At 58.4% G+C, this 12,548-nt stretch carries 13 protein-coding genes; 11 read left to right on the forward strand and 2 right to left on the reverse strand.

What is annotated here, in order from left to right:
- Nucleotides 1–48: 48 nt before the first annotated feature.
- Entirely contained in the window at nt 49–2,121 is a 2,073-nt protein-coding gene (locus tag ASC90_RS27070; RefSeq protein WP_056547720.1) for a lytic transglycosylase domain-containing protein, read from the reverse strand.
- A gap of 215 nt (nt 2,122–2,336) precedes the next feature.
- Here ASC90_RS27070 and dapA point away from each other — a divergent pair, with 215 nt between their 5' ends.
- Both dapA and smpB read left to right on the forward strand, forming a co-directional pair.
- Entirely contained in the window at nt 2,337–3,221 is an 885-nt protein-coding gene (gene dapA / locus ASC90_RS27075; RefSeq protein ID WP_056547722.1) for a 4-hydroxy-tetrahydrodipicolinate synthase, read from the forward strand.
- Nucleotides 3,222–3,323: 102 nt separating this feature from the next.
- Nucleotides 3,324–3,803 carry an SsrA-binding protein SmpB gene (smpB, locus tag ASC90_RS27080; protein ID WP_056547724.1) on the forward strand — a complete coding sequence of 160 codons (480 nt, stop codon included), beginning with the start codon at nt 3,324–3,326 and terminating at the stop codon, nt 3,801–3,803.
- A 54-nt stretch (nt 3,804–3,857) separates the two neighbouring features.
- Here the strand turns inward: smpB and ASC90_RS27085 are convergent, their stop codons facing one another.
- On the reverse strand, nt 3,858–4,439 hold the full coding sequence (locus ASC90_RS27085; protein WP_056547727.1) for an NYN domain-containing protein: 582 nt from the start codon (nt 4,437–4,439) through the stop codon (nt 3,858–3,860).
- A 293-nt stretch (nt 4,440–4,732) separates the two neighbouring features.
- On the opposite strand from ASC90_RS27085, the gene rpoZ reads away from it, so the two are divergent.
- The 9 genes from rpoZ (at nt 4,733) to ASC90_RS27125 (ending at nt 12,354) form a co-directional block, all read left to right on the forward strand.
- Nucleotides 4,733–5,137, forward strand: a complete 405-nt coding sequence (rpoZ, locus tag ASC90_RS27090) for a DNA-directed RNA polymerase subunit omega (protein WP_056547730.1) — start codon at nt 4,733–4,735, stop codon at nt 5,135–5,137.
- Nucleotides 5,138–5,237: 100 nt separating this feature from the next.
- On the forward strand, nt 5,238–7,487 hold the full coding sequence (locus tag ASC90_RS27095; protein WP_056547732.1) for a bifunctional (p)ppGpp synthetase/guanosine-3',5'-bis(diphosphate) 3'-pyrophosphohydrolase: 2,250 nt from the start codon (nt 5,238–5,240) through the stop codon (nt 7,485–7,487).
- A gap of 184 nt (nt 7,488–7,671) precedes the next feature.
- Complete coding sequence (locus ASC90_RS28575; RefSeq protein ID WP_082520061.1) at nt 7,672–7,821, forward strand: DUF3563 family protein; 150 nt, start codon at nt 7,672–7,674, stop codon at nt 7,819–7,821.
- A 138-nt stretch (nt 7,822–7,959) separates the two neighbouring features.
- A complete protein-coding gene (locus ASC90_RS27100) occupies nt 7,960–8,544 on the forward strand; it encodes a DUF2062 domain-containing protein (RefSeq protein ID WP_056547735.1) in 585 nt (194 codons plus the stop codon).
- Complete coding sequence (gene acpS / locus ASC90_RS27105) at nt 8,541–8,945, forward strand: holo-ACP synthase (RefSeq protein ID WP_056547738.1); 405 nt, start codon at nt 8,541–8,543, stop codon at nt 8,943–8,945. Before ASC90_RS27100 ends, acpS begins: the two co-directional genes overlap by 4 nt.
- Nucleotides 8,946–9,061: 116 nt before the next feature.
- Nucleotides 9,062–9,805 (forward strand): signal peptidase I, encoded by a 744-nt coding sequence (lepB, locus tag ASC90_RS27110; RefSeq protein WP_056547740.1) that lies wholly within the window; start codon nt 9,062–9,064, stop codon nt 9,803–9,805.
- A complete protein-coding gene (rnc, locus tag ASC90_RS27115; protein ID WP_056547743.1) occupies nt 9,802–10,521 on the forward strand; it encodes a ribonuclease III in 720 nt (239 codons plus the stop codon). The genes lepB and rnc overlap by 4 nt, the downstream gene beginning before the upstream one ends.
- Before the next feature lie 7 nt (nt 10,522–10,528).
- Nucleotides 10,529–11,470, forward strand: coding sequence for a GTPase Era (gene era, locus ASC90_RS27120; protein WP_056547748.1), 942 nt, complete (start codon nt 10,529–10,531; stop codon nt 11,468–11,470).
- Between the two features lie 131 nt (nt 11,471–11,601).
- Nucleotides 11,602–12,354, forward strand: coding sequence for a Crp/Fnr family transcriptional regulator (locus ASC90_RS27125; protein ID WP_056547752.1), 753 nt, complete (start codon nt 11,602–11,604; stop codon nt 12,352–12,354).
- Nucleotides 12,355–12,548 lie beyond the last annotated feature (194 nt).

Below are 12,548 nucleotides of genomic sequence, written 5' to 3' on the forward strand. Positions count from 1 at the left end.
TTGCAACGAAGAGAGACTAACGCCCTTGAGCATATTCGCAAATGCAGCCTACGAAGAGCGTCCGCCGACTAGGTCTCGCTCGATATTGGCAGGCTGGCCGAGGCGCGCCTTGTAAACCTCGTAGTTTTCCATCACCCGCTGCACGTAGTTGCGGGTCTCGGGGAAGGGGATGCGCTCGATCCAGTCGACGATGGTGTCGATCGACTTGCCGCGCGGGTCACCGTAGCGGTCGATCCACTCCGGCACTCGCTTTGGACCGGCGTTGTAGGCGATGAAGGTCATGATGTAGGAGCCGCCGAAGGCATCGATCTGCTCGCCGAGATAATGCGCACCGAGCGTGGCGTTATAGCCGGCATCGGCCGTCAGCTTGTCTTTGGAGTAGGCGATATTGTGCCGCTTGGCGACGGCTTTCGCTGTTCCGGGCAGGATTTGCAGCAGGCCACGGGCATCCGCAACGGAAACCGCCGCCGGATTGAAGGCGCTTTCCTGGCGCGCGATCGCGTAGGCGAGCGCCTTGCCTGAGCCTGATATATTCGCGCTTCCGGGGATCACACCCAGTGGGAAGGCAAGCGCAGCGACGTCGACCCCACGGGAATAGGCAATCTTACCGACCTGCAGTGACAGATGGTGGTCGCCGGAGCGCTCCGCCTGGGCGCTGAGAATGGCAAGCTCGCCAGGGCTTTTGATTTGATCTGCCAGCGCCAGATAGAGACCGTTTGCCCGCCAACCATGGCCGGCGGCGTCGAGCCGGGCGATAGCCTGCACTGCTTCTCGGTCCTGATAGCGCCGTCGGTCCGCTTCGGATGGCGACGGGTAACTGACGTTCAGCGTCTTTCGGCCAAGTTTCTCGCCGGCCAACTGGCCGTAAAAGGTGGTCGGATAACCTGCGGCCTTGGTATAGAAATCAGCGGCCTTGCCGGGCGCGCCGGCCTCAGCCGCGCGACCCATCCAGTATAAGGCGCGTGATACCGAGATCGGGCCACTCGAGAAATCGAGGATCTTGCGGAAATGGTTCTGCGCGCTGGTCGCATCCTGCAATCCACGAAGCGCATACCAGCCGGCATGGAATTCCGCTTCCACGATGTCGGTCGGCGTTGTCGCGGCATACCTGGCGACGATGCCGTAGGCGGACTTGAACTGACCCTGATCGACAAGTCCGCGGCTGATGATCCGTTGCTCGTTCCACCATTCGCCTGCATTGACGAGTTCGTTGCGGTCCCGCGGCATCTTCTGCAGCAAAGTTGCCGCTTCCGGATATTTCTCCTGTTTGCGCAGGTATTCGATTCGCGCGAAGAGAAGACCCGGATCGCCTGCCCACCTCCCGTCGACGGCAGCCAGCAGGGTGCCAGCGTTTGGCGCCTTGCTGATCACCGCATCCCAGGCTTTGTACAGAGATTGCGCCTGTCCGAGATCGCCGAAGCGCTTCGCCTGCGCCGCACGATTGCGGTACATCAAATAATCCATCCGGGCCTTGTGATCGGCGACGGTGAGCAGGCCGGAGAATTCGACGAGGATCTTGTCTTCGGTAGACTTGTCCAATCCCTCACCACGCCAGACTTTGCGGATATATTTCGCGGCCTGATTCTGGTTGCCGGTGGCAACCAGAGCGCGCGAGAGAATCATTGCGCCTGTCGTCGTCTCCGGCGCGGTCTCGCCGAAGGCGGCCAGCACCGCGCTGGAGCTGGGGTTTTCGTCGTAGATTGCGCGTTCGGAATAGGCCCGCAATTTCGCAAGCCCCGGCCACCCCTGAAGCTCCTGCGCGGCTGCCGCGATTTCGGATGAGGGTACACCTCGTTGTCCCGATGTCGCTATTGCCCAGGTGAGGATGTGCCGGTCCAGGGTGCCGAGACGCATGCCGTTACGAACGGCGATAGCCTGCAGCGGATTCTTCGCAGCTAGGGCATCCAGGCCGGTCTTGAGTTCCCCGGCCACCGGGACAACGGTCTGGCTCCGCGGGATGGAGCCGGTCGTGATCGACTCCGGCAGGGAGGTCTGGGGCAGGAACCCGATCGGCTTGACAGTCGGCACCGGCAGGTCCTGACCTGCAAGCGGCGCCGCAAAGCCGCTCCACGCGCCAGCACTGAGGGCGAGGGCGGACAGGATGAGGACAGCTCTCTTCATAGGGGACACCTGAAACGAAATACGCCCATCCATTTGGCGGGATGCACCTTAACGAAACCTTATCGGGACCGGTAAACTTCGTTCACATTTGCTATCGGAATTTGCCCTAAACCGTTCCATGCGCGCTTGTCGCGGCGATTTCGCCGCACTATGGTGCGCAACCCATAGTCAAGGAATGCGGCCGAAGCATGGATAGCGGCCGTGAGGAGTTCTGTATGTTCCAGGGATCCATTCCCGCTCTCGTCACTCCCTTCACTGATGCCGGCCAGGTGGATGAAGCGTCGTTCGCCGCGCATGTCGACTGGCAGATCAAGGAAGGCAGCCGCGGCCTCGTTCCGGTCGGTACGACCGGGGAGTCGCCGACGCTGTCGCACGCCGAGCACAAACGGGTCGTGGAACTCTGCATCGAGGCTGCGACGAAGCGCGTACCCGTCATGGCCGGCGCAGGGTCGAACAACACGCGCGAAGCGATCGAACTCGCCCAGCATGCCGAGAAGGCAGGCGCGGATGCCGTTCTCGTCGTGACGCCGTACTATAACAAGCCCACGCAGAAGGGATTGTATGCCCATTTCTCGGCGATCGCGGAAGCGATCAAGCTGCCGATCTATATCTATAACATTCCCGGTCGCTCGGTCGTCGATATGACGCCCGAAACAATGGGAGCGCTCGCAAAGGCTCATTCGAACATCGTCGGTGTCAAGGACGCCACTGGCAAGATCGAACGCGTGTCGGAACAACGTATAACTTGCGGCAGGGAATTCCGGCAGTTGTCGGGCGAAGATGCCACTGCGATGGGCTTCAACGCTCATGGGGGCGTCGGCTGCATCTCGGTGACGGCCAATGTCGCACCCAGGCTCTGCGCCGAATTCCAGGCAGCAACGCTTGCCGGCGATTACGCCAAGGCCCTGGAATACCAGGACCGACTGATGCCTCTGCACAAGGCGATTTTTCTCGAGCCCGGCCTCTGCGGTGCCAAGTACGGACTGTCGAGGCTCGGTCGCATGAGCCGCAACGTCCGTTCCCCGCTGATGTCAACGCTCGAGCCGGGAACAGAATCCGCAATCGACGCAGCCATGCGCCATGCAGGACTGTTGAACTGAGACAGTGACTTTCGCGTCTCTTCCCAAGGATGACGCGTTCCCCTACATACTTGGCAGGAATAGGGGGGCGGCTTGCGCGCCCCGCAGGATTGGAATTTCGTCATGGCCCCCAAAGGCAGCCAGCGCGTCGTTAACAAGATCGTCGCCGAGAATCGCAAGGCGCGGTATAATTACGAGATCATCGACACCTATGAGGCCGGGCTCGTTCTGATGGGCACCGAGGTCAAGTCGTTGCGCGAAGGCAAGGCCAATATCGCGGAATCCTATGCGTCCGACGAAGGTGGCGAGATTTGGCTGATCAATTCCTACCTGCCAGAGTACCTTCAGGCGAACCGGTTCAACCATGAGCCGCGTCGGCGCCGAAAGCTGCTGCTGACTGGCCGCGAAATCAATCGGCTGCGTGCTGGCATCAACCGTGAGGGCATGACGCTGATTCCGCTGAAGATCTATTTCAACGAGCGGGGGCGGGCAAAAATGGAACTGGCCCTGGCGAAAGGCAAGAAGCTTCACGACAAGCGCGAATCTGAGAAGGAGCGCGATTGGAACAGACAGAAGAGCCGGCTCCTCAAGGACAACGGCTGACACCGTCGATGCGAGCTATCGAAGCGCGCATCGAGTTGGCGTTTGCAGGCGGGCTTAAGCTTCGAAGTCGCTCGGGGCCACCGTTTCGACGGGGCGTTGCGGCCGTTCGGAAGGATCGCGGCCGATCTCGCTCTTCAGCGATAGCAGATCGATGAAATGGTCCGCCTGGCGGCGCAGGTCGTCGGCGATCATGGGGGGTTGCGTCGCCATTGTCGAGATAACCGACACCTTGCGGCCTCTGCGCTGCAGTGCCTCTACGAGCGTGGTGAAATCGCCATCGCCGGAGAAAATCACCAGGTGGTCGACGGTTTCCGACTGCTCCATGGCATCGATCGCAAGCTCGATGTCCATGTTGCCCTTGATCTTGCGGCGGCCCATGGAGTCGGTGAACTCCTTGGCCGGTTTGGTCACGACCTTATAACCGTTGTAATCGAGCCAATCGATGAGCGGCCGTATGGAGGAATATTCCTGATCCTCGATCAGCGCCGTGTAGTAATATGCGCGCAGGAGGTAGCCGCGTTTCTGAAACGCTTTCAATAGCTTGCGATAGTCGATATCGAAGCCCAGACTCTTGGACGCAGCGTAGAGATTGGCGCCATCGATGAAAAGAGCAATTTTTTCGCGTGGATCAAACATCGCGTACCAATCCAATGTGAGCAATCGAAAAAGCTTCCGTTTAAATCCCAAAAAAACAATGGGTTACATGGTCGCCAGGAACAATTCTTACTTTATGAACATTTCATATAAGCAAGATTTAGGGCACGATTCGGGATATTCCAAGCAACTTTTGGTGGAAAGTCTGATTTGCCCCTAGTTTTCCGCCGCTCATTCGTTGTGATGCGGCGGGGTTCAACGAAAAACTTGAATTTGCCCGGTTTTAATTGTATCGGGCATGTTAATCCCGAGATCACGACCGCAAAGGACAGGCAATGGCCCGTGTCACAGTAGAAGATTGCATTGATAAAGTTGAGAACCGCTTCGAGCTCGTTCTGCTGGCCAGCCACCGCGCGCGGCTGATTTCCCAGGGCGCCTCGATCACCATTGATCGCGACAACGACAAGAACCCGGTTGTGGCTCTTCGCGAGATTGCTGACGAGATGCTTTCGCCCGACGATCTCAAGGAAGACCTGATTCATTCGCTGCAGAAGCATGTGGAAGTCGACGAGCCCGAGCCCGATCCGGCAAGTCTCATCGCGGCTGGTGCTGCTGCGGGCGCCGAGGGCGAGGAGCAGGACGATGTGCCTGAGGCCGTCACTTTCGACCAGATGTCCGAGGAAGAGCTTCTGGCCGGTATCGAAGGCCTTGTGCCGCCGGAAAAGAGTGACGATTACTAATCGTCAACCTTGCGCCATTATTGCTTCGGCATATTATTGATCATCATGTGCGCCAATCCGTGATTGGCGCGCTTTTCTTTTGTAATGGAGTGGCTTCGGGATGATGCGGCAGTACGAGCTCGTGGAGCGGGTTCAGAAATACAAGCCCGACGCCAACGAAGCCCTGCTGAACAAAGCCTATGTATACGCTATGCAGAAGCACGGCCAGCAGAAGCGGGCCAGCGGCGATCCTTATATTTCGCATCCGCTCGAAGTAGCAGCCATCCTCACCGACATGCATCTCGACGAATCGACGATCGCGGTCGCGCTCCTCCACGACACCATTGAAGACACGACGGCGACCCGCGCTGAGATCGATGAGCTGTTTGGCGAGGATATCGGTCGCCTGGTCGAAGGGCTGACGAAGATCAAGAAGCTCGACCTCGTCACCAAGAAGGCAAAGCAGGCAGAGAACCTTCGCAAGCTGCTGCTGGCTATCTCCGACGACGTTCGCGTGCTGCTCGTCAAGCTGGCGGACCGTCTGCACAACATGCGCACGCTTGATCACATGTCCCCGGAAAAGCGCGCCCGAATTTCCGAAGAAACGATGGATATCTACGCGCCGCTTGCCGGGCGCATGGGTATGCAGGATATGCGCGAAGAGCTGGAGGACCTGTCCTTCCGGCACATCAACCCCGAGGCCTACGAGACCGTGACCAAGCGCCTTGAAGAGCTTTCGAAGCGCAACGAAGGTCTTGTCAAGAAAATCGAGACCGAGTTGGGTGATCTGCTTGTTGCGAACGGCTTGCCAAGCGCGATCGTGAAAGGGCGCCAGAAGAAGCCTTACTCGGTTTTCCGCAAGATGCAGTCCAAGTCCCTGTCCTTCGAACAACTTTCGGACGTTTACGGTTTTCGGGTCATCGTCGACGATATTCCTGCCTGCTACCGCGGGCTGGGGATCGTTCATACGCGCTGGCGGGTCGTTCCCGGTCGCTTCAAGGATTACATCTCGACGCCGAAGCAGAACGACTATCGTTCGCTTCATACAACGATCGTCGGTCCGTCTAGCCAGCGCATCGAGCTGCAGATCCGTACCCGACGCATGCACGAGATCGCCGAGTTCGGTATCGCGGCTCATACCCTTTACAAGGACGCAACCTCCACCTCTGACAGCGAGATACTGTCACGCGAATCCAATGCCTATTCGTGGTTGCGCCATACGATCGAGGCATTGGCCGAGGGCGATAGCCCCGAAGAGTTCCTGGAGCACACCAAGCTCGAACTTTTCCAGGACCAGGTCTTCTGCTTCACGCCCAAGGGCAAGCTGATTGCGCTGCCGCGCGGAGCAACGCCGATCGACTTTGCCTACGCGGTTCATACGAACATCGGCGACACCACGGTCGGCGCGAAGATCAACGGCCGTATCATGCCGCTGGTGACCCGCCTTGCGAATGGCGACGAGGTGGAGATCATTCGCTCAGGCGTACAGGTGCCGCCGGCAGCGTGGGAGGAAATTGTCGTCACCGGCAAAGCAAGGGCGGCGATCCGCCGCGCCACGCGCTTGGCGATCCGCAAGCAATATGCCGGCTTGGGCTACCGGATTCTTGAACGTACGTTCGAACGGGCAGGCAAGATATTCTCGCGCGACGCAATGAAGCCGGCACTGCATCGGCTTGGCCAGAAGGACGTCGAAGACGCGATCGCCGCAGTCGGGCGAGGCGAGATGTCCTCGCTCGATGTGCTGCGCGCGGTCTATCCGGACCATCAGGAAGAGCGTGTAACGTCCAAGCCGAGTGGCGATGACGGTTGGTTCAACGTCCGCAGCGCTTCCGGCATGATATTCAAGATTCCCGGCAAGACCAAGGCGACGCCGGATGGCGAGACCGCCGGGCTGAACGGCGACATCGATATGGAAGCGGTGCCGATCCGCGGTATCTCGAGCAGTGTCGATGTGCAATTCGCATCCACGGGCGCTGTCCCGGGCGACCGCATCGTTGGCATCATGAATACGACCGAAAAGGGCAAGGGCATCACGATATATCCGATCCAGTCGCCGACGCTGCAGCGCTTCGACGACCAGCCGGATCGCTGGATCGATGTGCGCTGGGATCTGGACGAGGCGAACAAGTCGCGCTTCATGGCACGCATCATGGTCAACGCGCTCAACGAGCCAGGCACGCTGGCGAAGCTTGCTCAAACCGTGGCGGGTGTCGATGTGAATATCCGCGTGTTCAATACGGTGCGTGTGGCGACGGATTTCACCGAAATGACGCTCGATGTGGAGGTTTGGGACCTTCGGCAGTTGAATCAATTGCTTGCCCAGCTAGCAGATCTCGAGTGCGTCGCCACGGTTCGCCGCCTATACGAATAGGCCATTCCGGCTGAGGCAGAGGCGATTTGCACATTTTGTGATCGTTTGTTGGTCGCAATGGCACGGACAAAAGGCTAGCCATGCATATTGTGCATGGCTGCGCTTGTGTTAGAGCGTTGGTAATTGCGATCGGCAATGTCTATGTTCTGGTCATCAGAAAATGAACGGAAGATGAGACAAAGTAATGTTTACACCGATCAAGAAATTCGCCCGCGCCTTGCGCGCTCCCAGTGCCGAAGAACGTGAAATGGCATACCTGAACGGCTCGTTTGACCGTATCGATCTTGAATATCGTCAGCGTCAGGTTGATCGCGGCCTTTTCCGCACCCGCTAAACCGGGTTTTACTTGAAGAATTGAAGGGGCGTATCGCATATCACGCCCCTGTGAGTGATTGGTTGGACCCAATCAAATAGTGACTGAGATCGTTTGACGCTCTTGTCATTCCGGTGCGCGGTGCACTACATACCCGCCATGTTGTTCCGGCGCCGAAGACCTGCAAGATTTCATGAAAAGATGCGTGAGTTGCTGTGGCCTCGCAAGGGCTTCTTGCGGCCCATCCGCTATCTTGGGATGCGTGTCCTACGCCTGACGGCGTCGCCGCACGCAGTTGCCGTCGGCGTTGCTGCCGGAATCTGTGTATCCTGGACGCCCTTCATCGGTGTCCACTTCGTGATGGCGTTCGTGCTTAGCTACCTGCTCTCCGGCAACATGGTCGCAGCCGCGCTTGGTTGCGCAGCGTTCGGCAATCCCTTGACCTATCCTTTCATCTGGGGTGCGACCTGGGAAATCGGACACTTGCTGCTGAACCGCGAGGACACGCTGTCGGGCGGAGCTATCGACCTTGCGGCGATGTTCCACGAGTTGCATTTCACTCAGATCTGGCGCCCTGTTCTTGAGCCGATGCTTGTTGGTTCGATCCCGCCTGCGCTGATCACTTCGGTCGCGGTCTATTTCGCTACATTCTACGTCGTCAAGGGCTTTCAAAACCGACGCCGAACGCGCTTGCTGGAGCGCGCCCGTCTGCGCTTGTCTGACCCCGTTCAGGAAACCGTATGATTATCGGTATTGGCAGCGATCTTATCGATATCAGGCGCGTCGAGAAATCTCTCGAACGCTTTGGTGAGCGCTTCACAAATCGATGCTTTACCGACGTCGAACGCGCAAAATCCGATCGTCGCGCCAATCGCGCCGCGTCTTACGCGAAGCGCTTTGCCGCCAAGGAAGCGTGCTCCAAGGCTTTGGGCACAGGGATCGCTCAAGGCGTGTTCTGGAAGGACATGGGCGTCGTCAACCTGCCCAGCGGCAAACCGACGATGAAGCTGACCGGTGGTGCCGCCGCGGTCCTGCAATCCACGCTGCCGGCGGGCCACAAGGCCGCCATTCATTTGACAATAACCGATGATTATCCGTTGGCTCAAGCCTTTGTGATTATCGAGGCACTGCCGGAAAGCCCGTGACCCAGCGACCTCTCGTCGCTTTTGGCGTCTGCGCCATTGCCGCAAACGCCTGAAGCCGCTAGAGAGATGCAAACAAGAGTGGCGCTTTTGCTGGCGCATTTAAGGAACAAGACTGCGTGTCCGAAAAAGTTGAAACCAAGCCAAACGCCCTGTGGGAAAACATCAAGGTCATCGTTCAGGCGTTGCTCCTTGCGATGGTCATCCGAACGGTGTTGTTTCAACCGTTCACCATTCCCTCGGGCTCGATGATGCCGACGCTGCTTGTCGGTGATTACATCTTCGTCAACAAGTTCGCCTACGGGTATTCGAAGTACTCGTTGCCATTTTCGCCGAACCTGTTCAGCGGCCGCATCTTCGCAAGCGAGCCAAAACGCGGCGATGTTGTGGTTTTCCGATTCCCGCCAAATCCCGAGATCGACTACATCAAGCGGCTCGTCGGTCTGCCAGGTGACCATATTCAGGTCAGGGAAGGCGTCCTTTACATAAATGGCAAAGCAGTCCCGAAGGTGCCCGACGGCACGTTCAATTCGGATTATGCTCAGGACCCGGGTCAGGACGTCCCCGTGTTCCGCGAAACGCTCGATGACGGCGTTACCTACGACACGCTGGACCAGTCTCCGGTCTCCCGCGCCGATAACACGCGCGAATTCATCGTTCCCGAAGGCCACTACTTCATGATGGGCGACAACCGCGACAACTCTCTCGATAGCCGCTTCGACGTCGGCTTCGTGCCTGCGGAAAATCTTGTCGGCCGTGCCAGTGTCATCTTCTTCTCGCTCGGCAACGACACATCGTTCCGCGAAATCTGGAAGTGGCCAACCAACATGCGTTGGGATCGTCTGTTCAAGGGCGTTGAATGAGTAAGGCGAAGGCGCTTTCGCCGGCCGATCGCACGAAGCTGGAAGCCCTGATTGGCCACGAGTTCGCCGAGAAGGACCGCTTGGACCGTGCATTGACCCACGCAAGCGCCCGGACGGAAAAGGGCGGCAATTACGAACGTCTCGAATTTCTCGGCGACCGGGTGCTCGGCCTCTGTATCGCCGAGTTGCTGTTTCGCACGTTCGGCAACGCTGCCGAGGGCGAGCTTTCGGTTCGCTTGAACCAGCTGGTCAGTGCCGACACTTGCGCCGAGGTTGCCGACGAACTCGGGCTTTACCTCTACATCCGCACGGGTGCCGACGTTAAGAAGCTGACCGGCAAACGGATGATGAACGTGCGGGCCGACGTCGTCGAGAGCCTGATTGCTGCGATCTATCTTGATGCCGGGCTGGAAATCGCTCGGCGCTTCATCCTGAAATTCTGGGCGAAGCGGGCGGCACGCGCCGACGGGGCGCGACGCGACGCAAAGACCGAACTGCAGGAGTGGTCGCATGCCAAATTTGGCGTGACCCCCGCCTACCGGGTTGAAGAACGTAGCGGACCGGATCATGATCCGCGTTTCACCGTGACGGTTGAAGTCGCCGGCGTGCAGCCGGAAACTGGCATCGAGCGCTCAAAGCGTGCCGCCGAACAGGTAGCGGCAACGAGAATGCTCGAACGCGAAGGCATTTGGCAGAAATCGTCTGCCGGAAATTGACGGGAAAATGACAGAAGAAAACGACAAGGCGGGCGACGCCGCCGCTGAAACCGACCGTGCGACTCATTCCGGCTTCGTTGCCTTGATCGGCCCGACCAATGCCGGCAAGTCGACGCTGGTGAACCGACTCGTCGGCGCCAAGGTCTCGATCGTCAGCCACAAGGTGCAGACGACACGAGCGATCGTACGCGGCATTGCGATCCACGATAACGCCCAGATAGTTTTCATGGACACGCCCGGCATCTTCAAGCCTCGTCGTCGTCTCGACCGTGCCATGGTGACTTCGGCATGGGGAGGCGCCAAGGATGCCGACCTGATCATGCTGTTGATCGACAGCGAGCGCGGCCTACGCGGCGACGCAGAGGCCATTCTCGAGGGTCTCAAGGAAGTGCCCCAGCCGAAGATCCTGGCGCTCAACAAGATCGACCAAGTCAGGCGCGAGGACCTTTTGGCACTTGCGGCTGCCGCCAATGAGCGGATCTCGTTCGACCAGACCTTCATGATATCAGCCGAGAACGGCTCCGGCTGCGATGATGTCATGAACTATCTGGCTGCAACGCTGCCGGAAGGACCCTGGTATTATCCGGAAGACCAGATCTCCGATCTGCCGATCCGTCAGCTTGCGGCCGAAATCACCCGCGAGAAGCTTTTCCTTCGGCTGCATCAGGAGCTTCCCTATTCCTCTCACGTGGAGACGGAAAAATGGGAGGAGCGCAAGGATGGCTCGGTTCGCATCGAACAGGTGATCTACGTCGAGCGCGACAGCCAGAAAAAGATTGCCCTCGGGAAGGGCGGCGCGACCATCAAGGCGATTTCGTCTGCGTCCCGCAAGGAACTCGCCGAGATTCTGGAGCAGCAGGTACACCTTTTCCTGTTCGTCAAGGTTCGTGAGAACTGGGGCGACGATCCCGAACGCTTCCGTGAAATGGGGCTGGATTTCCCGCGTTAGCGTTTGCTGAAACCTGTTTGTTTTCGCACTGAAATATAATTGATGCACGGAACAAAGCGGCGTCCTTGCGAGTTTTGAAAATCGGCGGCTCCAACTCCGGAGACGCCGATTTTTTTCTGCTCAGGGGACCTATGGCGACGACACGACCCACGCATGCGTTCAAGACGCCCTGCGAGCAATGCCCGCTTCGTGCCTTACCGACCTTCAGGGAGTTCAGTCGCGACGAACTCGAATTCGTCTCGAAGTTCAAGCGGGGCGAACTTGTGGCGGATGCCGGCGCCACGATCCTGGTGGAAGGCGCTCACAGCGCGCATCTTTTTACCGTTCTCTCCGGATGGGGCTTTCGCTACAAGTCGCTGGAAGACGGTCGTCGGCAAATCTTGAACTACGTCATGCCGGGCGACCTGATTGGTCTTCAAGGCACGATTATGGGCGAGATGCAGCATTCGGTCGAAGCGCTCTCGCCGGTCTCGCTCTGTGTCTTCGAGCGCGACAAACTGATGACTCTCTATAACAAGCATGCGTCCCTCGCTTTCGATGTCACATGGATTGCAGCTCAGGAGGAGCGCATTCTCGATGAGCACCTGCTGAGCATCGGGCGCCGCACCGCTTTGGAAAGGGCGGCTTACCTGATCGCCTTCCTGTTTGAGCGCGCCAGCCGATTGAAACTTTTCAATGGCCGCAAATATATCCCCATCACGCAGCAGCATGTCGCCGACACGCTGGGGCTTTCGATCGTGCACACCAACAAGACCTTGAAGAAACTGGCGGCCAAGGGGCTCATTCGGTGGCAGGAGCGCGCCTGCGAGGTGCTTGATGGGGAAGGATTAAAGGATGCCGCAGGGTGGGAAGGGTTCGGCGAGAGTGTGCGTCCTTTTATATAATGCCTCTTGCAGCCATGTCTTTTTTAAATGCAAAATGCCGTCGGCGGACCTAAATTGGGCACGCAATTTTGCTTCCTGTTTTGGTTCTTGTCGACCGGAAACGAAAAAGCGGTTATCAACCCGGGTGGCAAGGGACTGCTCGCCCAACCAAGCTTGGGGCGCCAGTGGTAAAGATGAAGGTTAAGCAGGCGATG

This window comes from Rhizobium sp. Root1220 (genome assembly GCF_001426265.1).
In the GTDB taxonomy this organism is placed as follows: domain Bacteria; phylum Pseudomonadota; class Alphaproteobacteria; order Rhizobiales; family Rhizobiaceae; genus Rhizobium.

Bases quoted from the DNA above. Each gene is read 5' to 3' on its own strand.
- acpS (WP_056547738.1), top strand. From the start codon at position 8,541: ATGATTATCGGTATTGGCAGCGATCTTATCGATATCAGGCGCGTCGAG.
- smpB (WP_056547724.1), top strand. From the start codon at position 3,324: ATGGCCCCCAAAGGCAGCCAGCGCGTCGTTAACAAGATCGTCGCCGAG.
- era (WP_056547748.1), top strand. From the start codon at position 10,529: ATGACAGAAGAAAACGACAAGGCGGGCGACGCCGCCGCTGAAACCGAC.
- ASC90_RS27100 (WP_056547735.1), top strand. From the start codon at position 7,960: ATGTTGTTCCGGCGCCGAAGACCTGCAAGATTTCATGAAAAGATGCGT.
- rnc (WP_056547743.1), top strand. From the start codon at position 9,802: ATGAGTAAGGCGAAGGCGCTTTCGCCGGCCGATCGCACGAAGCTGGAA.
- ASC90_RS27085 (WP_056547727.1), bottom strand. From the start codon at position 4,439: ATGTTTGATCCACGCGAAAAAATTGCTCTTTTCATCGATGGCGCCAAT.
- ASC90_RS27070 (WP_056547720.1), bottom strand. From the start codon at position 2,121: ATGAAGAGAGCTGTCCTCATCCTGTCCGCCCTCGCCCTCAGTGCTGGC.
- ASC90_RS27125 (WP_056547752.1), top strand. From the start codon at position 11,602: ATGGCGACGACACGACCCACGCATGCGTTCAAGACGCCCTGCGAGCAA.
- ASC90_RS27095 (WP_056547732.1), top strand. From the start codon at position 5,238: ATGATGCGGCAGTACGAGCTCGTGGAGCGGGTTCAGAAATACAAGCCC.
- ASC90_RS28575 (WP_082520061.1), top strand. From the start codon at position 7,672: ATGTTTACACCGATCAAGAAATTCGCCCGCGCCTTGCGCGCTCCCAGT.
- dapA (WP_056547722.1), top strand. From the start codon at position 2,337: ATGTTCCAGGGATCCATTCCCGCTCTCGTCACTCCCTTCACTGATGCC.
- rpoZ (WP_056547730.1), top strand. From the start codon at position 4,733: ATGGCCCGTGTCACAGTAGAAGATTGCATTGATAAAGTTGAGAACCGC.